Below are 22601 nucleotides of genomic sequence, written 5' to 3'. Positions count from 1 at the left end.
TCTACCTGACAAATGTTGCACAAAGCACACGGGATAAAACCCTACTGCGAGCATGCTCTCTACGGTGGAGTTTTGCAAGTCGATCGTCGGTATTGGCTCTCCTTTACGGCGAATTGGAAGGCTCCATATTAGGACGCCCGAGGTGGTCGAAGTGGCGGCGCCTCGTCGAGGAAGTGGGTGGGATCATCCCAGAGAAGTGTCACCTGGGGTGTTCGTCGATCTATGTGTTCGCCGCCGCCCATCGCGTTTACCCGCAGCCGCTTCACGTCATCGGGAAGCCTGCGGAGGTCGGGCCCTTCGATCACCTCGCGCAGCTCGGTCTCGAACTCGGTGGCGGCTCCGTCCGTACGGTCCCACAGGACGACGGGCACGCCGGCCCGCAGCGCCATCCAGAGCTCGCTGCTGCCGGGCTCGCGGTCGGGTGGTGAGCTCAGCACACAGGCGACCACGTTCTTCTCGGAGAGCAGGCGGTTGTGCAGCAGCTGCGGGTCCGGGGGCGCCTCGCCCGCCGCCCAGTGCGTGGCGCCCTCGGCGCCGAGGAGGACCCGCCAGCGTTGCCGCCAGGCCCGGTGCATGTGCAGTGTGCGAAGCCGCTCGTGGCTTCGCACCAGCACCTCGTACTCGCTGCCGAGCGGGGTGGGATGGGGCACGCCGGGAGGGTCGCGCGTCCACTGGTCGAGATCGAGATTGAGCAGTTCGAGTGGCAGGACGACCTCGATGACGAGGGAGTCGTCGAGGTCGTAGGCCCAGCCGCCCTCGGCCTCCTGGACGAGCTCGGCGACCTGCTCCGGTACCTCGTGCAGTGCCACCTCGCGGTCGTCGCCGGGTTCCGGGCGCCATTCCAGCGGGTGCACCTGCCGCCAGTGCGACAGGCGGTACAGATCGTCGTTCCCGTCGGCCGAGGGCAGCCGCTCCAGCTGGATGATGAGGTAGATCGGCAGGTCGGGGCGGACCTCGAGGAGCTCCGGCCGGTCCCGGATGCGGTCCAGCCGGGTCGCGGCGCTCGACCCGCCCGAACCGCGCAGCTCGTCGAGCTGCGCGGTCATCCATTTCCTCAGCCGCTCCGAGCGCCAAAGCTCCTGTGACGTGGACATCCCCGAGCTCTGCCGGCGGCGCATCATCTGGATCAGCAACTCGACGAACACCAGATGGGGCGCGAGGCCGTCCGGGCCGGCGTTGGCGTCGAGCAGGATCGAGAAGGCGTCCCACGCGTCGGTGAGCCGGCGAGGAGCCGACGAGCCGCCGCCTGTGGCGGTGTAGTAGAGCCGCGCCAGGGACGGCAGGGTCAGGCCTTCGAGCAGGTCCTTGATCTGCGTCTCGACCGCCGACTGGAGCAGGTCGCTGGCCGGGCTCGCCAGCCGCCGGATCGTCGCCGCGGCCGACGTGTGGCCGGCCAGGAAGTCGACCGCGCGGGCCAGCGCAGGCAGTCCCTCGGAGTGCTCCCGGCAGGCGGCGACCAGGTGGTACAGGAACACCTTGGGGCTGCCGTGGCCGGAGAGCAGCAAAGGGGTTCCGAGTGCCTCGCCCACGGCGTGGACCAGTGCGGAGCGCCCCGCCTCGTCCTGGAAGTCACGGATCTGGACGAGCGCGTCCGCGATCTCGAGGGTCAGCTGCTGCCCCGGCTCGACGGCCACCGAACCCGCGCCCGCCTCCAGTGGCGGACCGGTCAGTGCCGGCCATCTCTCCATGTCATCCCCCATGATCGTGCCGGCTCTCGCGCGGCCGACCGGCCAGGCCCTCGGCCGCTTCGAGCGCCCGCCGCATGGGCAGCGAGTCGCCCTCCATGTGGTGCAGGGCCGTGAGCAGGTCCGCGAGCCCGTGCTCGTGGTCGAGGCACGCGAGCACGAGATTGAACAGATGGATCCGGGGCCGCGGGTCGTGCTGCGCGCCCGCGGCCAGCGCGGACGGAAGCAGGCTCACGAGCGTCGAGCGGCCGGCGTCGTCGGCCAGCGACGGCAGCGACGTCAGCGCGTTGACGAACGCGAACAGCGGCGTACCGCCCGCACGCCCGGTCACGGCTCTGCCCCCTGCGGAGCCGGTCAAGTCGATCACCGGCCTTCACCTCCAGGCGATCGGCGTGCTCCCGCCGTTGCACGCGACTGCCTGATTACGACGCTCCCGATGTTTTCGTGGTTCCCCCGTCCAAGGCCCATTCGTCGCCGATCCTTTCACTCATTGTCGGCACTTAATCGCGATAGGCCAGCTTCTTCTGTGTCCTGTGGCATAGTCACTTGCCGCGTTCGCGGCGACAGGGGACAGTGAACGCATCCGTGAGTCGTCAGGTGGCCGCTGTGGACATGATCGAAGGTGACAATGCCTCCCGGAACGGGTGGCGACCGTCTGGGCGATGCGCCATTTTCATCTGCGACATCGTCTCCTTCGGGCGCGAGGACCGGCACGACGACATCCAGGGCCTCCTGCGGACCGCGCTGTACACGGCGCTCCGGCGCGGCTTCGATGAGTCCGGTGTGCCGTTCGAGCGCTGTTATCAGGAGGATCGCGGAGACGGGGCGATCATCGTGGCTCCTCCGGACGTCGAGACGGACACGCTGGTCCATCCCCTGATCGACCGGCTGCGAGCGGAGTTGCGGCGCCATAACGAGATCTCCAGTGAGCTCGCGCAGATTCGGCTCAGGGTCTCACTTCACGTCGGGAACGTCGAGGCGGACGCCCGGGGCATCGTCGGCACCGCGGTGAACCACGCCGCCAGGTTGATCGAGGCGCCGGTGTTCAAGGAGGCGGTCCAGGTCACAGGGGCCAGGTTCGGCCTGATCGTGTCCCGTGATCTGTACGACACGGTGATCCGGCCGGGCCGGGGCCTGATCGATCCCGGCGAGTACGAGGAGATCGCGGTCGAGCTCAAGGAGACCAGGACCACCGCGTGGATGCGGATCTCCGCTCCGGGGCGCGCCGTGGCCGAGGCGTCCACGCGGGAACTGCGGCCGGCCGAGCCCGATCCGTTCGACCGTCACCGCCGGCGGCCCATCCGGGCCGACGACGGCGCGGGGCGGCAGGGCTCGATGGACGATCTGTTCGAGGTCGTGAAGATGCTCCTCGCCGTTCCGATCATGACCACGCAGGAGGGCCGGGAACAGGTGGTCGGGTCGCTGCGCCCCGAGGTGGCGGTGCGCATCCCGCGCCGCTCCCAGGCCAACCTCGACACGCACTCGATTCTGCGGACCTGCCTGGACTTCCCGGGCGGCGTGGCCGAGTTGCTGACGGCGCTGAGGGCCTTCGCGGGCGACTCCGAACCGATGCGCGCGCTGGAGGAGACCATCGAGCGTCTGGGCCGGCAGAGGTAGATCCTCGGCGAGCCCCCGGGTGGCCTCCGCCGGCCCTGCCGCCGGCTTTCGCAAAGTTCCCTCGAGGCCCTGTGGGTGGAATAGATCACAAATCCCTGGAAAGGGGACTAACTGGGACAAAACACAGCGGGGGATTCACCATGTCACCACTACGCAGAAGCAGGCGCGGCGCGCCGGACAAGCAAGATCAACTCGACGAGTTCCGGGTCGACCCGCGAGGGCGCCTCACCACCGACCACGGCATCCCGGTCGACGACACCGACAACTCGGTCAAGGTGGGCGAGCGCGGGCCCACGCTCATGGAGGACTTCCACTTCCGCGAGAAGGTCACGCACTTCGATCACGAGCGGATCCCGGAGCGCGTCGTGCACGCCAGGGGGTCCGGCGCGTACGGTCACTTCCGGGTGCACGAGTCCCTGGCCGAGTTCACCAAGGCCGAGTTCCTCTGCGACCCCTCGCTCGAGACGCCGGTGTTCGTGCGGTTCTCGACGGTGGCCGGGTCGCGCGGCTCGGCCGACACGGTACGGGACGTACGGGGCTTCGCCACGAGGTTCTACACCCGCCAGGGCAACTTCGACCTGGTCGGCAACAACATTCCGGTGTTCTTCATCCAGGACGGCATCAAGTTCCCCGACTTCGTGCACGCGGTGAAGCCGGAGCCGCACAACGAGATCCCGCAGGCGTCCTCGGCGCACGACACGCTCTGGGACTTCGTGCAGCTCCAGCCCGAGACCATGCACATGATGATGTGGATGATGTCCGACCGCGCCCTGCCGCGGAGCTTCCGGATGATGCAGGGCTTCGGCGTGCACACCTTCCGGCTGGTCAACGACGCCGGCCGGTCGGCGTTCGTGAAGTTCCACTGGAAGCCGCGGCTCGGTGTGCATTCGCTGGTCTGGGACGAGGTCCAGAAGATCGCCGGCCGGGATCCCGACTTCAACCGCCGGGACCTGTGGGAGACCATCGAGGCGGGCCACTTCCCCGAGTACGAACTGTGCCTGCAGATCGTGCCCGAGGCGGACGAGCACAACTTCGACTTCGACCTGCTTGACCCCACCAAGATCATCCCCGAGGAGATGGTGCCGGCGCGGCCGGTCGGCCGGCTGGTGCTCGACCGCAACCCCGACAACTTCTTCGCCGAGACCGAGCAGGTCGCCTTCCACCTCGGCAACGCCGTGCCCGGTATCGACTTCACCGACGATCCGCTGCTGCAGGCCCGGCTGTTCTCGTACCTCGACACCCAGCTGCTCCGGCTCGGCGGCCCCAACTTCACCCAGCTCCCGGTCAACCAGCCGATCAACGAGGTGCGCAACCACCACCGCGACGGCCCGCACCAGATGGCCGTCCACCAGGGCCGGGCCGCCTATCACCCGAACAGCCTCAGCGGCGGCTGCCCGGCGCTCGCCGACGGGGACGCGTTCGTGCACTACCCGGAGTGGGTGCAGGGCAACAAGATCAGGAAGCGCAGTGAGAGCTTCGCCGACCACTACTCCCAGGCCACCCTGTTCTGGAACAGCATGACCGACTGGGAGAAGGAGCACATCGTCGAGGCGTTCCGGTTCGAGCTCGGCAACGTGACCCACTGGCACGTCCGGGAGGGAGTGGTCCGCAATCTGAACAACGTCGACCACGAACTCGCCGTACGGGTCGCCGAGGGCATCGGAGTCGAGCCGCCGTCCCGGCCCGTGACCACGAACCACGGCCGCAGCTCGCCCGCGCTCAGCCAGGCCGGCCAGCCGGGTTCGGTCGTCGGGCGCAAGGTCGCGGTGCTCACCGCCGAGGGCGTGAACGTCGGCGATGTCCGCAGCGTGCGTGACGCGTTGATCGACGACGGTGCGTTCTGCGACGTCATCGGGCCGCATGACGGCGCCCTGCCCGCCGCCGGGGGCGGGGTCGTCGAGGTCGACCGCGCGCTTCGCAACGCCGCTTCGGTGGTCTACGACGCGGTCGTGATCCCGGGCGGCAGGGACAGTGTGGAGGTCCTCAAGGAGTGCGGCGACGCGGTGCACTTCGTGGCCGAGGCGGTCAAGCACGGCAAGCCGGTCGGCGCGATGGGCGAGGGGATCGAACTGCTGAAGGCGGTGCCGATGCTCGAGGGCGTGCGTCTCGCGGGCGACTACGAGGACGAGGTCGTGGACAGGGGCGTCGTCACGCAGACCGCGAGCGGTGGCGCCACGCCGAGCTTCCTGTCGGCGCTCACGGAGGCCATCGCCCGGCACCGGCACTGGGACCGGGCCAAGGAACGGGTTCCGGCCTGACCGCGATGTGGCCGGTCACCTGCCCCTATCCGGGACTTTGGGCCGCGGACCGCTGGAGCCGCGCGTAGCCGAGCTGCAGCCAGTCCGAGCCCGCCACGGCCGTCATGGTGGCACCCGCCAGCCGGGTCGCGTCCGGGGCGAAGACGAGTCCCGCCGCATAGGCCGTGCCGACCCACTGCGCCACGCAGAAGGGGCAGGTGATCAGCTCGCCGACGGCGTGCCGGACGCCCGATCCGCGTGCCTTCTCGGTGAGCTCCGCGGGCCCGGACGGTCCCTCGAACCGGGTGAACGGCGCCCGCAGCGGGCTGGTGACCACACCCTTGGAGAGCAGGCGGGACAGCCGGTGGGTGGCGCCGGTCATCAGCACGACGTCCCAGACGCTCACGCTCGGCGGCCGTCGTCCGGTGAGGCGGGCGGCGGCTCCGATGACGCCCAGCGTCAGCCCGTAGAGACCGAGCGTGCCGAGGTACGAGCCGAGCGGGCGATCGTCGTCTCCGGCGTATTCCCGTCGTTGTTCCCGGCCGGCGGATACGACCGACTTCATGGCACCTCCCGATGCGCTCGCGGTTGCCGTCGCGCTTGGTGAGCCGTACCCGGCAGAAAGCGGCCGACCCCTGCGGCGCAGGCATGCCCAGTCGTACGAGTGCCGGGTGGGACGGTGGCAGGCGTTTCGCGCCGTCTCCCGCCGTTCCGCCCGGCACTTCGGATCAGCTGAATCAGGTGCTGCGGCGGTCCGGTCAGTGTGGTGACCTCGTACCGGTGAGCGTGGTGATGTCGCGGGGCTGGTCGGTGACCGGGCGTCGCTCCATGCTCGCCGCCGCCGTGACCCCGCTTTCCAGTCCGGTCAGGAGGATCCGGGCGCACGGGCGGGTGGCCCACCAGCACAAGTGCCCGAACAGGCCGTACGGATGGAACATCGCGCGCTGGGTGTAGACGGCCGGCACCGTGCCCGAACGTACGCCGAGTTCCAGCCAGACGATGCCGGGCAGGGGCGCGCCGGACCGGATCCGCAGCAGCCGGCCCGGCTCGACGTCGTCGACGTGCCATGGGCCGAGCACCGCGCCGGCCCTGCGCACCACGCCGGCGAGCCCGGCCGAGACCGCGCCCAGAGCGCCGGGGCGCGACCGCAGCCCGATGGAGGCCGGGCGGCGCCCCTCGAACCAGGCGGGCACCGCGGAGACGCGCCGCCAGAGCGCCTTGGGCGACGCGCTGACCGCCCGCTCACGGACGTCCTCGTACAGGGTGCCCCCCGTCCACCCGGGGTCGGTGGGCAACGGGTCGCACGCGCTGCGGTGCTCCTCGGCCGCCGAGGCGGCGACCTTGGCGTCCCGGACCCACCGCAGGGCGAGCCGAACGCCGTTGTCGAAGCCGATCAGGTTCGGGAAGGCCGGGAGATGCTCGGTGATGTCCCGCTCACGGCAGATGACCTCGTGGTACAGCGAGTCGACGAGGGGCCGCGCCAACCTGCCGGGTACGGGGGTGACGAGGCCGATCCAGAGGCTGGAGAGCCTCGGCGTCAGCACGGGCACCCTGAGGACGAGGCGGCGGGGCAGCCCGGCCGCGGCCGCGTAGCGGCGCATCATGTCGAGGTAGCTGAGCACGTCGGGTCCGCCGATGTCGAACGTGCGGTTCACCTCGGTGGACAGGCTCGCGCAGCCGACCAGGTAGCGCAGCACGTCCGGGATGGCGATCGGCTGAACCCGGGTGGCCACCCAGCGCGGCGCCACCATCACCGGCAACCGCTCGGTCAGGTGCCGCAGCATCTCGAACGAGGCCGAACCCGCGCCCAGGATGACCGCAGCCCGGAGCACTATGGTCGGCACGCCCGAGTTCAGCAGGATCTCGCCGACCTCCGAGCGGGATCGCAGATGCGCTGACAGATCGCCGTCGGCGGGCCGCAGGCCGCCGAGGTAGACGATGCGCCGTACCCCGGCCATCCTCGCGGCGGTGGCGAAGGCCCGGGCGGCGCGCCGGTCGGTCTCCGCGAAGTCGTCGCCGCGGGGCAGCGAGTGGATCAGATAGAACGCGACGTCCACGCCGGCCAGCGCCTTGCGGAGGGCCCGCAGGTCCTGGGCGTCGGCGGCGACCGCCTCGACGTCGTCGATCCACGGGAACTCGCGCAGCCGTGAGATCGAGCGCGACATGCACCGCACCGGGTGACCGGCCGCGAGCAGTTCCGGTACGAGGCGTGAGCCCACGTAGCCGGTAGCGCCGGTGACCAGGCAGCGGGGTGGCCGCGCATTGCCCTCCACGACCCCAGTGTGCGTCGCCACCCGCCGCGTCACATCCCTCACAGGGGCGGCAGTGGTTCAAGACGTTCCCAAGCCCGCCGCCGGGTCGCCGGGACCGGGCCGTGCGCGGCATGAGATCCACGGCCCGTGTCCGCTGGCCTTCGTCATCTCGGGGCGCCACCGAGGTCGTCGGGGTCGGTGAGGACCTCGATGAGGGCCGGTTCGCGCCGGCTCAGGAACTCCTTCAGCGCGCCCGGCAGGTCGGCGGGCCGGGTGACGCGGCGGGCGGGCAGCCCGAATCCGCGGGCCACGGCGGCGATGTCCACTCCGGCGATGTCCTTGCCCGGGTAGGTGCGGGTGCGTTCAGCGAGGCCGCCGTACCGGCGCAGGGCGGCGGCGACCGCCGCGTACGACCGGTTGTTGATCACCACGAAGAGGACCGGGAGGTCGTAGCGCCTGGCCACCCACAGCGCCTGTGGCCCGAACTGGAACACGCCGTCGCCGACGACCGCGATCACTTCGCGGTCCGGGGCGGCGAGCTGGACGCCGAGCGCTGCGCCCATGCCCCAGCCGAGCGAGCCCGAGGCGGTGGTGAGGATGGACATCGGCGATGGTTGCGGCAGCGTTCGCAGCAGGACGCCCGCCGAGGTGGTGGCGTCCTCGACCACGGTGGTCCGCGCACCGATGACCTCGGCCAGCGCTCCGGCGACGTCCGCCGCGGTGGCGTGATCGCCGTCCCCGGGAGCCCAGGGCCGCGGCACGCCGGTCGCCGGCTCCGGTCCCGGCCCGGCGCCGTCCGGCACCCGGTCCAGCAGCCCGCGGACGATGAGGGACTCGTCGCCGACGATCGCGACGTCGACCGCGGCGACCCGCCCGATCTCGGCCGCGTCGACGTGCGTGTGCACGACCTTGGCGCCGGGAGGGGTCGCGGGGGCGGGGTCGGGCTCGAACTCGATGAACGAGCGGCAGCCGAGCAGCATCACGAGATCGGCCCCGGCCGCCGCCGGGTGTGCGGCCGAGTAGTTGCCGGCGTACTGAGGGTGGCCGGTGGGGAAGGCCGGGCGCTCGAAGCTCCGCCGGTCCTCGTTGAACACGACGGCGCCGGTCCGCTCGGCCAGGCGCACCAGGTCCCGGTGGGCGCCGTGGCGGGCCACCTCGGCGCCGGCCACGAGCACGGGCCGCTGAGCGGCGGTGAGCAGTCGGGCGGCGGCGCTGACCCGTTCGGGGTCGGGTGCCACGCGGGCCGCCACGAGGTGCCGGGCCGGGTCCGGTACGGGACCGGTGGCGGGGGCCTCCATGAGGTCCTGGGCCAGCCCCAGCCACACCGGGCCGGTCGGCTCGGCGGTGGCCAGCCGCAGCGCCTCGGTCAGGTCCTCGGGCACGCCTTCGGCGGTCAGCGACTGCCACTGCCGCTTGACGAAAGGTCGGGCCAGCTCGCCCGTGCCCGGCAGGGTGGTGAAGCCGCCGTGCGACTGGACGCTCGCGGGCTTGAGACCGTTGAGCACGATCACCGGCGAACGTGCCATGCGGGCGGCGTCGAGGTGGCTCAGCCCGTTGACCAGCCCGAGATGGGTGTGCAGGTAGGCCACCGCGGGCCGGCCGGTCGCACGGGCGTGACCGTCCGCCATCGCGACCGTCACCGACTCGTGCGTCGTCAGCACCACCTCGAGGTCCGGCCGGCGCAGTGTGGCGTCGAGGAAGGCCGCCTCGGTGCTGCCCGGGCAGATGAACACCCGGTCGACGCCCCACGCCTGAAGCACGTCGAGCACCGCGTCCGCGGTGGTCGGTCCCGCCGTCATCGCGCGTCTCCGGCCGGTCCCGGTCCGGGCAGCCCGGACACGTCCCGCCAGTCGGCGATCGTCTGCGGCTCGGTGCACGCCTCGAGAGCGGCGATCCCGTGTCCGCGGCCGATCCCGCTGCCCTTGAACCCGCCGAACGGCATGTCGACGGCGGACGCGCCCACCCGGTGCACGTTGAGGAACACGCTGCCCGACTGGATGCGCCGCGCCACGTCGAGAGCGTGATCGCGGTCCTCGCTCCACACCGATGCCCCGAGCCCGAACTCGGTGGCGTTGGCCATGTCCACGGCGTCGTCCTCGTCGTCGAAGGGAAGGATCGGCACCACCGGCCCGAACTGCTCGTCGGTCACCAGCTCGGCGTTCGGATCGAGATCGGTCACCACGTGCGGCAGCAGGAAGTACCCGTCGCCGAACGAGCCCGCGTCGAGCTTGCGGCCGAGCTCGTGCACCGTGGCGCCGGCCGCCCGGGTACGGTCGATCAGGCCGGTCACCTTGTCGAACTGGTCCCGGTTGTTCAGCGGTCCCATCGTCGAGCGCGGGTCGAGCCCGTCGCCCACGACGATCTCGTCCGCGGCGGCGCGGTAGCGGTCGGTGAAGTCGTCGTACCGCGACCGGTGCACGTAGATGCGCTTGACGTTGAAGCACACCTGGCCGGTGTTCCCGTACACGCCCCGCACGAGTTCGCGCACCAGCGTGTCGGTGACCCGCGCGCTCTCGAGCACCAGCGCCGGGTCGTTGCCGCCCAGCTCCAGGCTGACGTTCTTGAGATTGCCCGCCGCGCCGGCCAGCACCTGCCGGCCGGTGCCGGTCGAGCCGGTGAAGAACACCTTGCGGACGAGGGGATGCCGTACGAGCGCGTCGCCCGCCTCGGCGCCGGTCCCGGGCACCACGTTGACCACGCCCTCGGGCAGGCGCCTGGCCAGCGTCGCGAGCACCTCTCCGAGCGCCAGCGGCGCGAACTCCGAGGGCTTGACGACGACCGTGTTGCCGGCCAGCAGGGCCGGCGCGATGCCGAGGAAACAGAGATAGACCGGCGAGTTCCAGGGCACGATCACCCCGGTGACGCCCATCGGCCGCCGCCCGACGTGGACGGTGACGCGCTCGTCCTCGCGCAGGATCCGGTCCCCGTCGAGTTCGCCGGCCAGGCCGGCGTAGTAGCCGAGGATGTACGCGGCGCCGCCGACGTCGACCCGGGACTCCCAGAGCACCTTGCCCTGTTCCCTGGTCAGCAGCATGGCAAGTTCGGCGGTCAGCCCGCCGAGCTCGTCCGCCGCGCCGCGCAGCAGGCGGGCCCGCTCGTGCGGGCCGAGCCGGGCCCAGCGGCCGAAGGCCGCGTGCGCGGCGCGTACGGCGTCGTCGACGTCCGATTCGGTGGCGAGGGCGTGCTCGCCGACGATCTCGCCGTGGCGGGCGGGGTTGTGCACGGGCGCGCCGGGTGCGGGCCGGGCCCGGCCCGCCACCAGCACCGGCGCGAGGTGCGCCCGGGTGTCTCGTGTCGTCGTCATGGGCGGGCGGCCTACCTGACCCGCAGGGTCATCGCGCCGAGCCGGCTGATCCGCGTCTCGAGCAGGTCACCGGGGCGGATGGGTCCGACTCCTGGCGGGGCGCCGGTGAAGATGACGTCGCCGGGCAGCAGCGTCATCATCCGGGACGCGTACGACACGATGGCGGGGATCTTGGTGATCAGTGTGGCGGTGTTGACCCGCTGGCGTTCCTCGCCGTTCGCCAGCAGGAGGATGTCGAGATCCCCGGGGTCGCCGACCTCGTCGGCGGTGGTGACCCAGGGGCCGAGCGGCGAGAAGGTGTCGTAGCTCTTGCGGCGAGACCGGTCGGCCGCGCTGCGTACGGTGATGTCCAGCCCCAGGGTGTAGCCGAAGACATGGCCCAGCGCGGCGTCCTCGTCGATGTCCTTGCCGCCGCTGCCGACGACGACCACCAGCTCGGACTCGTGGTGGATCTCCTCACCGGCCGCGACGATCTCGGGTGGCAGCACGATGTCGTCGGCGGGGCCGGAGATCGACGACGGCGCCTTGAGGAAGACGTCGAAGTTCATCATCCACGACTCGACGCGGCCGAGCGTGCGCCGCTGCACCTCGTGCATCTCCTCCACGTGGGCGGAGTAGTTGCTCGCACAGGCGACGATCTTGGACGGGTTCAGCGCGGGGGCGTGCAGCCGTACGGAGTCCAGCGGAAGCCGGGGCCCGCCGTTCGCCGCCTTCTCCAGATCGGGCCGGATCTCGGCGAAGTCCCGGCAGAGCCGGCGCCACCAGCCGGCGGTCAGCACGTCGGGGTCGTGCGGCCAGGGCAGGGCCTCGGTGACGTCGACGACGGTGTCGCCGTCGACCGCGCCGAGCCGCAGCGCGTCGAAGATGGCCAGCTTCATAGGGGTTCTCCTCAGGGCCGGAACATGCCGGTGACGGTCTGTGCGGAGTCGAGGGTCTGCTCGCGGTGGATACCGAGCGCGCGCAGCACTGGGCTGTCGCTCAGGGTGAACAGATCGGCGGGCGTCTCGGCCCGATGCTCCACGGGTGCCCAGGACGGAACGACGAACATGTCGCCCGGCTCCCATTCGAAACGCTGCCCGGCGATGACGCTCGTGCCGGTGCCCCGGTGGACGACGTAGATGGAGTTGCCGCTGCGCCGTACCGGCAGGGTCGAGTGGTCCGGGGCGAGCCGGTGCATCGCGCACGCCAGGGTGGGCAGCGCGCTGGCGCCCGACCGCGGATTGGTGAACTCCACGCTGACCATGGCGTCGCCGGTGCGCTCGGCGAGCCGGCCGAGCTCGGCGTCGGTGTCGGTCCACCGGTAGACGAGCAGGGGTGAGGGTGCCGGGTCGAGGGACTCCGCCACCTGGCCGTGGGTCAGCCTCCCCTCGGCGGCGGCGTACCCGCCCTCGGAGACGTTTCGGCCCGCCACCGGCTGCCGCAGTTCGGGGTGGGGCTCGAAGAAGACGCCGTCGAGGGCCTCGATCATCGGCAGGTCGAGCCCGTCGAACCAGAACATGGGCCCGTCGCCGGTGTTGGTGTGGTCGTGCCAGTTCCAGGCGGGGGTCAGGATCAGGTCTCCGGGACGCATCTCGCACGCGTCCCCGTCGACGGTCGTCCACACGCCCTCTCCCTCGAGGACGAACCGGATGGCGCCGGGGGTGTGCCGGTGCGCCGGTGCCGACTCGTGCGGGCCTAGAGCCTGGATCGCCCCCCACAGCGTGCCGGCGGCGTACGGTTGCCCGCCGAGCCCCGGGTTGACCAGGCTCAGCACCCTGCGCTCACCGCCGCGCTCGACCGGTACGAGCCCGATCGAGCGCTCCGCCAGCGGGCGCATCACGGCGGCGGGCCACAGCCACGGCACGGCCTTGGGCCGGGGGGTGGGCGTCAGCAGCTGTTCGGTGATGGTCCACAGCGGTCGCAGCTCGGCGGCGGCGATCTCCTTGTACAACGCCTCCAGTTCGTCGACCGGGACGGCGCGCTCTTCCGTCATCTGAATGATCCCTTCTCGGCTGTCGCGGCCCCGGGTGTCACCCGGCGGCCGCGCGGATGCTCTCGTACTCGTGCGGGGGAGTGCCGATGCCGAACCGGCGCACGCTCTCGAGCAGCGAGACCCGGCGCATCCAGGCGCGGGCGCGGTCGGGGTCGCCCGCGATCGCCCGCATCTCGGCCTGGTTCTCGCGACGGCGCGCGTCGTCGGTCTCGGCCAGCCGTTCGGTGTTGCGTCGCGTGTCCGCCTGGACGTACTCGATGGCGACGCGACGGCGGATCTCGGCGAACGTGCTGAGCTCGCTCTCCCGCTCGGCGGTCCCGGCGAGGACGCGGATGATCCGGTTGGTCAGGTCCATGGCGTCGTGGATGCCGCTGTTGAGGCCGACCCCGCCCATCGGGCTGTTGATGTGGGCGGCATCGCCGATGATCATGACGTTGCCGACGCGGAACGTCGAGGCCACCCGCTGGTGCACGTTGTAGATCTGGTGGTCCACGATCGGATAGCCGCCCGGGCACGGGGCGAGCCCCTGCAGCTGGGCCTGGAGGGTCTCGGGGCTGGTCGCCGTCTCGCGGGAGACCTCGGGTGGCACCGGCCAGACCGCTCGCCAGGACTCTGGGGTGCGCAGGATGAACAGCCACTCCTGCGGGTCGGCGACGTAGTTGACCTCGGCGATGCCGGGCACGAGCGCACTGATGTCGGCCGTGGTGCTCGCGATGAGGAAGCGTTCGGGGTGGGTGTAGCCCGCGAAGTCCACCTTCAGCGACTGCCGCACGGTGCTCCCCGCGCCGTCCGCCCCGATCACGTACGAGCCGTGCAGAGTGACCGGGCCGGTGGGGGTCTCCATGAGCACCGTCGCGCCGTCGGACGTGCCGGCGACCTCGTCGACCCGGCTGCCGAAGAACATCGTGACGTTGTCGTCGGTGCGCAGCCGCTCGTACAGCATGCGCACGAGGTGCTGCTGGTTCAGCTGGAGCCGAAAGGGGTAGGGCGTCTCGTCTCGCAGCAGCGTCAGGTCGAACTCGGCGACCAGGCCGTCGCGGCGGTCGCGGAACTGGTACCTGGGCACGGAGAGACCCTCGGCGATCATCTGATCGGTGATCTCGATCCGTTCCAGCAGCTCGAGCGTCGCGGCGTGGAAGGTCGACGCCCGCCAGTCGGTCTTGGGGACCGGCTCGGCCTCGATCAGCACGACCGGGATGCCCTCACGCGCCAGCATGGCGGTCGCGGTCATACCGACGGGCCCGGCGCCGACGATGATGACCGGGGGGTCGTTGTGACCGGCGGTTTTGCTCGTCATGGCCTCACAGTAACGAGGTATTCCAGCTATCAGAAGTAGATCCAGCTATAGTTCCTTTATGTCGAATAATCAGATCCCTGGTGATGGTGCATCAAGCTCGGTGGACAACGCTCTCCGCCTGCTCGAACTCATCGGGGAGCGGCAGGTGCTGCGGGTCGCCGACGCTGCGGACCTGCTCGGCGTCGCCCGGTCCACCGCGCACCGCCTGCTGACCGCGCTGCGCCGGCGGGGCTTCGTGCTGCAGGACAAGCCCAACGGCGCCTACCGCCCCGGGCCGGTGCTCACCGAGATCGGCCTGGCCGCGATCGGGCGGATCGACATCCGCAGGTCGGCCAGACCGGTGCTCGAGGAGCTGCGCGAGCAGACCCGCGAGACGGTCAGCCTGTCCCTGCTCGAAGGCCGCAACGTCCGCTTCGTGGACTGCGTGGAGAGCCCCCGGTCGGTGCGCGTCGGCAACCGGACCGGGATGGTCATGCCCGCGCACTGCACCGCGGGCGGCAAGGCGATCCTCGCCAGCCTGGCCCCCGTGGAGCTCGACCGTCGCTATCGCGACCGCGACCTGGCCACCCGTACGCCGGCCTCCATCAGCGACTGGGAGGTTCTGACCCGGCAGCTCGAGGAGATCCGCCGGGACGGGTACGCGCTCAACAGCGAGGAGGGCGAGAGCGGCATCAGCGCCGTCGCCGTGGCGCTCCGCGACGTGACCGGGGCTCCGCTGGCCGCGATCGCCGTCGTCGTCCCGTCCAGCCGCATGCCGACGGAGGAGTCCGCGCGAGAGCTGGCGCCCACGGTGCTGCAGGCGGCGGAGGCCGTCCAGCAGCTGCTCCACGCCGAGCTCTGAGCCCGCGCGGGCGTGTCCACGGGGGCGTACCATCAGCGTCAGTCCGCCGAGGGGGCGCTCGTGACCGTGTCGGCAGAGCTCGCCGAGATCCACCACTGGTGGACGGCGGGCTTCGGATCCACCGCTCCGACGGCCGGCCCGGTGCCCTTCCCGATCGCGGGGAGCACCGGCGACCAGACCACTCGCGAGGGCGTCGACAATCCCTACTGGCAGCTCGTGCGCCAGCTTCCCTCCGTCGGAGCCGGCGAGGGCGGCGAGGGCGTCGCCGCGGACGGCTTCGCCCGAGGGCTGCCGGTCGGCCATCACCTGCTCACGAAGCGCTACTCGTGGGCGATCCCCTCGCCGGGCGACATCGCGTGGCTGGGCCGGATGCTGGGCCGCAGCGGGCTCGTCGAGATCGGCGCGGGCTCCGGCTACTGGGCGTGGCAGGCGCGGCAGGCCGGAATCGACGTCCTCGCGTACGAGCCGAGCGATCCGGCCGACAACGGCTACAGCGACGGCATCGAGTACGTCACGACCCTGCGGGGCGACCACACCGCCGCCGGGCGCCATCCGGACCGTGCCCTGCTGCTCTGCTGGCCGTCCCAGGACGACCCGTGGGCCGCGCTCGCCCTCGCCGCCTACCGGGGCGACCTGCTCATCTACATCGGCGAGGGCCCGGGTGGTCACTGCGCCGACGACGGCTTCTTCGAGCTCCTGAGCAGTCGGTGGACGCGGGTGGGCTCCAGCCCGCACCACGTCCCCTGGTCGCGCACCCGCTGCACGATGACCGCATACCGCCGTACGGCCCGCGCCATCGCGGCCGGACCGTGAACCGGCACGTCCACGCCGGCCGGACCGTGAACCCGCACGTCCACGCCGGCCGGGGTCGATGGCGGCCCCGGCCGGCGGTGGTGCGATCGCGGTCAGCCGACGACCGCCTTGCCGTAGTCGAAGTCGTGCTTGAGGTAGTCGATCTTGCGCATGATGCTTGCGAAGAGTTCCAGCGACGCCCGGTCGTTCTGGGGCTTCCACTGGTTCAGCCGGACCTTGGCGGCCATGGCGGCGTCCAGGGTGCTGATCTTCGGTAGCGCCCTGCGAAAGGACTCGGGGTCGTCGGCGATGTCCTGCGAGGTCGCCGCCACCCCGCGCTGGAACGCGGCGATCAGGGCGGGCTTGGTCTTCACCGTCTCGGACGCGGCCAGGTAGCCGCCGATCTGGAGGGCCGGCCGCAGCGCGGCGTACGGCTGCACGATCTCACGCAGGCCGCGGGCCAGGCCCACCGTGCCGAACGGCTCGATGAGGAAGCCCGCGTCCACGTTGCCGCGCTGGATGGCCGCGACCATGTCCGGGAAGGGCATCTCGACGAACTTGATGGTGGAGAAGACCTTGGGATCCGCGCCCATCAGCCCGGCGATGACGACGTCGCTGACACCTTGCAGCGTGTTGACCGCCACGCGCTTTCCGGCCAGCCCGGCGACATCCCTGATCGGGCTGTTCTGGGGGACCTGGAGCGAGGAGAAGTCCGTCGTCGCGGTGTCGGACGCGCTGGTGCCCGGCGCGATGATCTTGACGGGCAGGCCCCGATCGATCGCGATCATGCAGGAGACGACGGCCGATCCGGCGATGTCGAGCTCGCCGCTGATCAGCGTGGGGATGACCGTCGTGCCGCCGCCGGAGGTCTTGAAGTTGATGAACAGGCCCTGCGATTTGAAGTGGCCGCGGTCCATCCCGTACCGAACGAAGGCCGCGGGCATGCCCGCCGTGTCCGCCACGGTGATCTTGCGCAGCCCGTCCTCGGCCTTGCCGTCCGCCGAATAGGTGCCGGCCGACAGGTCATAGTCGGCGTTCCCGCACCCCGTGGCGGCCAGCGCGAGAGCGAGGACCGCCCCCACGGCGGTGAGGAACCTTCTGACGGGACTCATCTGATCCTCTCCGAGTTGCTCGTCGACGCGGGCGTGGCGGTCACAGGGCGGCCGGCTCGCGCTGGATCGCGGAGAACAGGCGGGTCCGCAACTCGGCGAACTCCGGAAGTTGCTTGGTCTTCAGCTGGTCGCGCGGGCGGGGCAGCGGGATGTCGACGTCGAGCGCGACCTTCGCCGGCGCCTCCAGGACCAGTACCCGGTCGGCCAGGTACACGGCCTCGTCGATGTCGTGGGTGATGAACAGGACCGTGACGTCGAACCGCCGCCAGATGTCCAGCAGCAGGTCCTCGAGGTCGAACCTGGTCTGCGCGTCGAGCGAGGCGAACGGCTCGTCCATCAGCAGGATCTTCGGCCGGTAGGCGAGCGCCCGCGCGATCGCGACGCGCTGCTGCATGCCGCCGGACAGCTGCCACGGGTAGCGCTTCTGCCGCCCGGACAGGCCCACCGCCTCGAGTGCCTCCTCGGTCGCCTTCTGCGCGTCCTCCTTCGACACGCCCTTGTAGCGGAGCGGGAAGGAGACGTTACGCGCCACCGTCATCCAGGGCAGCAGCGACCTGCTGTAGTCCTGGAACACGAACGCCATGTCCTTCGGCGGAGCGAGGACCGGGTCGCCGTGCAGCAGGATCTCGCCGCTCGTCGCGGGGATGAGCCCGGACAGGCACCTCAGCAGGGTGGACTTGCCGCACCCGGAGGACCCGAGAATGCAGACGAACTCGCGATCGGCGACCGAGAAGGTCACGTCGTCGATGGCCGGGGCGGCTTGCGGATCCGCTCCGTAGACCTTGCGGAGCCGGGACACCTCAAGCATCGTTGACCTCCGGGGCGTTCTTCCGGGCGGTGGAGCCCGCTTTCTTGGAACTCTGGTCGGACTCGGGCAGCAGCCCGTTGGCGCCGCGGTGCCAGCGCAGCACCCGGTTCTCGACACGTACGAAGATCCAGCTGAGGGTGAGGCCGAGCAGGCCCAGCAGGATGACGCCGCCCCACATCGCCGGGATCTCGAAGGAGCGCTGGGACTGCAGCACGAAGTAGCCGATGCCGTTACGGCTGGCCACCATCTCGGAGACGACCATCAGGATGATGCCGATGCCCAGGCTGGTGCGCATGCCGGCGAAGATCCGCGGGGACGCGGCCGGCAGGATGATGTGCGCCAGCCGGGCCGTCATCGGGATGCGGTACGAGCGCGCCATGTCCAGTTGCTGCTCCTCCACGCCGCGCACGCCGTCGAGGGTGTTGAGCAGGATCGGCCACATGGTGCCGAGCACGATGATGAAGACCTTCGAGCTGTTGCCGGTGCCGAACACCAGCATCGCGAAGGGGATCAGGGCCGGGGCCGGCAGCGCCCGCAGGAACTGGACCACCGGGTCGGTGGCGGTCCGCAGGATCCTCGACATGCCGAAGAGCACACCGAACGTGACGCCCCCGACCACCGAGATGGCGTAGCCGGCGAGCAGTCGCAGCACGCTGGGCACGAGGTCACTGCCGACGCGGTCGAAGAGCCAGTTGTCGGCGAAGACCCGTACGATCTCGGTCAGCGGCGGGAAGAAGAAGTCCTCCGCCTGCGCCGACCACAGGCCGAAGGCCAGCAGCAGTACGACGGGTACGACGAGATGCTGCGCGAACAGCGTGAGCCGCCTGAGGGTCACCGTGCCACCTCCTGGCGCTGGGCGGGGTGCCACCGCAGTGCCTTGCGTTCCACGGCGGCGAACGCCGAGTTCAGGGTCAGGCCCAGCAGGCCGGTCGTGATGATCAGGGCGTACATCAGCGTGACGTTGCCGGCCGACTGTGCCACCGCGATGGCCCGGCCGAGCCCGGGCGCCCCGCCGACCAGCTCGGAGGTGACGCCGAGGACCAGCCCGATCGCCGCCGCGATCCGCAGGCCCGTCGCGATGTACGGCGCCGCGCTCGGGATCGTGATGACCCAGAACCGGGCGGACGGACCGAGACCGTAGGCGCGCGCGGTGTCCCGCGCGACCGGATCGACGTCCTGGACCCCGTAGATGGTCTGGAACAGCAGCGGCCAGAAGGTGGCGAAGGTGATGAGGAAGACCTTCATCTCCAAGCCGGTGCCGTACACCAGCACCGCGAGCGGGATGAGCGCCACCGACGGGATCGGCCGGCAGAACTCGATGACGATCCGTGCCATCCGGTAGGCCAGCGGAATGGACCCCAGAAGTACTCCGCACGGCACGGCCAGGAGCGCGGCGAGGCCGATGCCGACCGCCCAGGCGCGCAGCGTGCGCCCGATCTCCACCCACAGCGGCTGCTCGACGATGAGCCGGAACAGCTCCGCGTACATCGAGGTGACCGGCGGGAACCAGTCACGGGGCAGAACCCCGAGGCGTGAGCACAGCTCCATGATGGCGAGGACGACGAGCACCCCGGCCAGCTTGATACCGAGATCGGCGCGCTTGGCCGGCCAGGCGCCGGTGGCCGGTCGCCGGGCGGCCCGCGCACCTGGCGCCGCCGTTTCGGGCACCGCGACAGAGGGCGGGCCGCCCTTGTCCTTTACGGGTTGCCGCACGACATGTGCCTCCTGTCAGGGGCTCCGAGATTTCAGGCAAGTTAACGTGGTGCTTCTGCATGAAGCAATACATATGGGGCTGAATTCCGCTAAACAGAATCGGCGCTCGACGCCTGTAACGGAGGGTGTCTCGACGTGACGCTCGCCGTCATCGCGTCGCGGCTTTCACCAGGTGATCGCCCTGGAGATCCGTCCCCTGTCCCGGAGGGGGCGTCACGCAGCGTGAGTCATGCGACGGACACCGGGGAATTGGGGCGGCCCGATGAACCGATGCCTCATCGGGGACCCTTACATCGCTCTTAGCTCGTGTGCATCTAGAGTACGGAGGTGAGTCGAGATTCCTCTTCGGGCAGATTCGGCGGATCGGCCTGGCGAAGGTCGAAACAGGAGCCGAAGAACCGGTCGTTCCTGCGCGAGCTTCCGCTTCTGATCGGCATCGCCCTCGTCCTGTCGCTGCTCGTCAAGACCTTCCTGGTCCAGGCCTTCTTCATCCCCTCGGAGTCGATGGAGCAGACCCTGCACGGGTGCGCGGGCTGCACCGGCGACCGCATCCTGGTCGACAAGGTGTCGTACCGGTTCGGCGAACCGAGCCCGGGGGACATCGTGGTCTTCCGCGGGCCGTCGTCATGGACCCCGGAGGCCCCGCCCCCGAATCAGGGCGTGCTCGGCCGGATCGGCGGGTTCTTCGGTGTGCCGCAGGCGAGTGAGAAGGACTTCGTCAAGAGGGTCGTCGCGGTCGGCGGCCAGAAGGTGGCCTGCTGCGACCGGCGTGGCCGGGTCACGGTGGACGGCAAGCCGCTCGACGAGCCGTACATCTATGAGAACAACCCGGTCAAGGAGCGGGCGTTCGGTCCCGTGACCGTCCCGGAGGGCCGGCTCTGGGTGATGGGCGACCACAGGTCGGCCTCAGCGGACTCGCGTGCCCACGTGAGCGATCAGTTCACCGGCACCATCTCGGTCGACGACGTGATCGGCAAGGCGTTCATCATCGTGTGGCCGCCCACCCGGTGGAACTTCCTCGGCTCCGGCGGCTGACCCGGCGAGTGGTGCCGGAAGAAGGGGTGCCAAGACCTGCCGCGCCGGGCCGGAGACGCGCCGGAGACGTTGTGGAGACGCCCCCGCGGTTGGCTGTCCTCGCCGCATTGCACAAGCGGGGGAGGGGCGATGTGCCGACAACGCCCCTCCCCTGTGCGCTCGCTCACGGCCGTTGGCCCCTTCGGAGCCCTCCCGGATGCCCTCTTGTCGGCGCCTCTCGCTCCCCTGTGCCCGCATGCGGGCAGAACTTCAGGTTCCCAGCCCGTGATCGCGTCCACGAGCCGCTCCGGTACCCGAACAACAGGAACACGGTGCCGGTGGTGTGACGGGCGTCATGGGACCGTCACGGTACCGGGCCCGCGGCACGGTCAGGGGTGCCGTTGCCCTGCCGCCTGCAGGGCGCCGTGGATCCAGCGCATGTCCGCGTGACGGGCGCCGATGTGGAGCGGGCGGCCGTCCGGGGTGCGGCAGTCGGCCACGAGCTGGGCGGGGTCCAGCCGGGCGGGGTCATCGTGGCGCGAGGCTCGGATGCGGTCAAGGACCAGATCCTGCGGAAGCCGGTGCAGGGCGACGCGAACGTCGGGGTCGGGGGTGCTGGCCAGGACCCCCTTTGGGCCGATGAGGAGGCCGTCGTACCCGGGCTTGTGGAAGTCGTCGTCGCCCCACACCACCGCCCGCACGGTGCGCTCGGTCAGGGGCGTGCGCGGCGCGGTGTACGCCTTCCGGATACGACGCCGGATGATCCTGCGCTGCCACAGCCACCACAGCGTGAACACCGGGACGCACGCGGCCACCGCCACCGCCGCAACCTGCAGGATCTGCACGGCGCCGAGAGCCTGCCCTTCGTCGGTCCGGCCTCCGAGAGCTGCGGCGATACCGACGAGGCAGCTGCCCACGAACAGCGAGATCACTGGCACGAACGGGTACCATGCCACCTCTCCCCGCTGCGTGATCCCGCGCGGAGTCCCGTACGCGTTCTTCCGGCCGTACGTCACTCCGGACCAGGCCCAGGCGGCGGCGAAGCCGCCGAAGAGGACGGCGAGCCCGGTCGGCAGGGCCGGCAGCCGGGAGGGGTGCCGAATCGTCTGGACCGCCGGCTGCCGCGGCCCGCCGGGGTCCAGTCGGACCTCGCGGATCTCGCCGCGCCAGCGCACGAGCTCGACACGGTCGCCCGGGGCGGCGCGGGCCCAGGCGTCATCGTCGAGCACCCGCACTCGGTACGTGCGCGCGGCCCCGCCCGCCACGTCCCCGATGGCGGTAGCGGTGTCGTGCGAGGTCTCGCGGAAGCGCAGCCAGTAATGGACCGACTTCCCGGACACGTCCTTCTCACGTCCCACCACCTGTGCGGGCACCGTCTCCCGGCACTCCGGCACCGCAGCGGCGGCGCACACCCGGCTGTTCCGCCAGTCCTCGTGCGCCTGCACGGCACGCCGCGCCTCGACCGCCTGCCAGACGGTGAGCAGGAACCCCACGACGACGACCACCACCACCAACGACTGCCGCCATGACCGGCCCCCCGCGATCTCATCCGCCGGCTCCACGCCCCACCCCCACCATCTGCCCTGTCACGAAGCCTGCCGGGCCCTCCGTCGCCTTCCGTCTCACTTGGCCGCTCACCACGCTCCTCAGCATCGGGTCGGTGACGCGCTGGTACCGCACCCGCATGCGGAGCCGATGCCCACACGGACAGATTAGCGATCAACCCAGATGAGACGACCAGTCGTCTCATCTGGTTAGTCGGCGACTACAGATGAGCGCTGCGGCGATGCCACCCACGCCGCCGCCGTCCGTTCCCCCGCTGACGAACGTAGTCGTACGGCCCGGCGCCGAGGTGCCCGAGGTGACGCCGGGCCGTACGCACGCAGGAGGGCCGCGGGGGCCGGCCCGTCACTGCGCCTTCCCGGGTTCCACGATCCCGGGGAACTGTGTGGACGCG

At 70.8% G+C, this 22601-nt stretch carries 19 protein-coding genes; 5 read left to right on the top strand and 14 right to left on the bottom strand.

The genetic code is table 11. The annotated features are described in order from the left end of the window. Positions 1–128: 128 nt before the first annotated feature. Positions 129–1688: a VMAP-C domain-containing protein gene (locus tag HKK74_RS28255; protein ID WP_187246412.1), complete on the bottom strand. Its 1560-nt coding sequence runs from the start codon at positions 1686–1688 to the stop codon at positions 129–131. Position 1689: 1 nt separating this feature from the next. Further along, positions 1690–2052 carry an effector-associated domain 2-containing protein gene (locus HKK74_RS28250; RefSeq protein ID WP_187246411.1) on the bottom strand — a complete coding sequence of 121 codons (363 nt, stop codon included), beginning with the start codon at positions 2050–2052 and terminating at the stop codon, positions 1690–1692. Between the two features lie 245 nt (positions 2053–2297). Here HKK74_RS28250 and HKK74_RS28245 point away from each other — a divergent pair, with 245 nt between their 5' ends. Together HKK74_RS28245 and HKK74_RS28240 are read left to right on the top strand one after the other, a co-directional pair. Then, entirely contained in the window at positions 2298–3302 is a 1005-nt protein-coding gene (locus HKK74_RS28245) for an effector-associated domain 2-containing protein (protein ID WP_246492072.1), read from the top strand. Positions 3303–3442: 140 nt separating this feature from the next. Beyond that, positions 3443–5560, top strand: coding sequence for a catalase (locus HKK74_RS28240; protein WP_187246409.1), 2118 nt, complete (start codon positions 3443–3445; stop codon positions 5558–5560). A 25-nt stretch (positions 5561–5585) separates the two neighbouring features. Here HKK74_RS28240 and HKK74_RS28235 read toward each other — a convergent pair whose 3' ends face one another. The 7 genes from HKK74_RS28235 to HKK74_RS28205 all read right to left on the bottom strand — a co-directional run bounded on the left by HKK74_RS28235 (position 5586) and on the right by HKK74_RS28205 (position 14364). Then, positions 5586–6104 (bottom strand): DUF1360 domain-containing protein, encoded by a 519-nt coding sequence (locus tag HKK74_RS28235; protein ID WP_187246408.1) that lies wholly within the window; start codon positions 6102–6104, stop codon positions 5586–5588. A 193-nt stretch (positions 6105–6297) separates the two neighbouring features. After that, positions 6298–7812 (bottom strand): DUF2867 domain-containing protein, encoded by a 1515-nt coding sequence (locus tag HKK74_RS28230; RefSeq protein WP_187246407.1) that lies wholly within the window; start codon positions 7810–7812, stop codon positions 6298–6300. A gap of 143 nt (positions 7813–7955) precedes the next feature. After that, complete coding sequence (locus tag HKK74_RS28225; RefSeq protein WP_187246406.1) at positions 7956–9590, bottom strand: thiamine pyrophosphate-binding protein; 1635 nt, start codon at positions 9588–9590, stop codon at positions 7956–7958. Continuing rightward, on the bottom strand, positions 9587–11095 hold the full coding sequence (locus HKK74_RS28220; protein WP_187246405.1) for an aldehyde dehydrogenase family protein: 1509 nt from the start codon (positions 11093–11095) through the stop codon (positions 9587–9589). Before HKK74_RS28220 ends, HKK74_RS28225 begins: the two co-directional genes overlap by 4 nt. A gap of 11 nt (positions 11096–11106) precedes the next feature. Next, on the bottom strand, positions 11107–11973 hold the full coding sequence (locus HKK74_RS28215; protein WP_187246404.1) for a fumarylacetoacetate hydrolase family protein: 867 nt from the start codon (positions 11971–11973) through the stop codon (positions 11107–11109). 11 nt (positions 11974–11984) lie between these two features. After that, positions 11985–13067, bottom strand: a complete 1083-nt coding sequence (locus tag HKK74_RS28210; protein WP_187246403.1) for a cupin domain-containing protein — start codon at positions 13065–13067, stop codon at positions 11985–11987. Between the two features lie 37 nt (positions 13068–13104). After that, positions 13105–14364, bottom strand: coding sequence for an FAD-dependent oxidoreductase (locus tag HKK74_RS28205; protein ID WP_187246402.1), 1260 nt, complete (start codon positions 14362–14364; stop codon positions 13105–13107). A gap of 100 nt (positions 14365–14464) precedes the next feature. Here HKK74_RS28205 and HKK74_RS28200 point away from each other — a divergent pair, with 100 nt between their 5' ends. Then, positions 14465–15205, top strand: coding sequence for an IclR family transcriptional regulator (locus HKK74_RS28200; protein ID WP_222722829.1), 741 nt, complete (start codon positions 14465–14467; stop codon positions 15203–15205). A gap of 60 nt (positions 15206–15265) precedes the next feature. Then, entirely contained in the window at positions 15266–16018 is a 753-nt protein-coding gene (locus tag HKK74_RS28195; protein WP_187246400.1) for a class I SAM-dependent methyltransferase, read from the top strand. Between the two features lie 92 nt (positions 16019–16110). Here the strand turns inward: HKK74_RS28195 and HKK74_RS28190 are convergent, their stop codons facing one another. Genes HKK74_RS28190 through HKK74_RS40280 form a run of 4 tightly spaced genes read right to left on the bottom strand, consistent with a single transcriptional unit; the run spans position 16111 to position 19630 of the window. Then, the gene (locus HKK74_RS28190) at positions 16111–17109 is read right to left on the bottom strand and encodes an ABC transporter substrate-binding protein (protein ID WP_187246399.1); all 999 of its coding nucleotides are present in this window, start codon (positions 17107–17109) and stop codon (positions 16111–16113) included. Positions 17110–17149: 40 nt separating this feature from the next. After that, the gene (locus HKK74_RS28185; RefSeq protein ID WP_187246398.1) at positions 17150–17917 is read right to left on the bottom strand and encodes an ABC transporter ATP-binding protein; all 768 of its coding nucleotides are present in this window, start codon (positions 17915–17917) and stop codon (positions 17150–17152) included. Continuing rightward, complete coding sequence (locus tag HKK74_RS28180) at positions 17910–18752, bottom strand: ABC transporter permease (protein ID WP_187246397.1); 843 nt, start codon at positions 18750–18752, stop codon at positions 17910–17912. The genes HKK74_RS28185 and HKK74_RS28180 overlap by 8 nt, the downstream gene beginning before the upstream one ends. Further along, a complete protein-coding gene (locus HKK74_RS40280) occupies positions 18749–19630 on the bottom strand; it encodes an ABC transporter permease (protein WP_222722828.1) in 882 nt (293 codons plus the stop codon). The genes HKK74_RS28180 and HKK74_RS40280 overlap by 4 nt, the downstream gene beginning before the upstream one ends. Positions 19631–19957: 327 nt before the next feature. Between HKK74_RS40280 and lepB the strand changes: the two genes are divergently transcribed. Continuing rightward, positions 19958–20665: a signal peptidase I gene (gene lepB / locus HKK74_RS28170; RefSeq protein ID WP_187246396.1), complete on the top strand. Its 708-nt coding sequence runs from the start codon at positions 19958–19960 to the stop codon at positions 20663–20665. A gap of 368 nt (positions 20666–21033) precedes the next feature. Here lepB and HKK74_RS28165 read toward each other — a convergent pair whose 3' ends face one another. Continuing rightward, positions 21034–22206, bottom strand: a complete 1173-nt coding sequence (locus HKK74_RS28165; protein ID WP_187246395.1) for a hypothetical protein — start codon at positions 22204–22206, stop codon at positions 21034–21036. Positions 22207–22601 lie beyond the last annotated feature (395 nt).

Origin of the sequence: Actinomadura alba (genome assembly GCF_014323705.1) — a bacterium.
Taxonomy (GTDB): domain Bacteria; phylum Actinomycetota; class Actinomycetes; order Streptosporangiales; family Streptosporangiaceae; genus Actinomadura_C; species Actinomadura_C alba.
The sequence above is the reverse complement of the archived record's forward strand: the minus strand, read 5'-3'. Positions and strand labels throughout refer to the sequence as shown.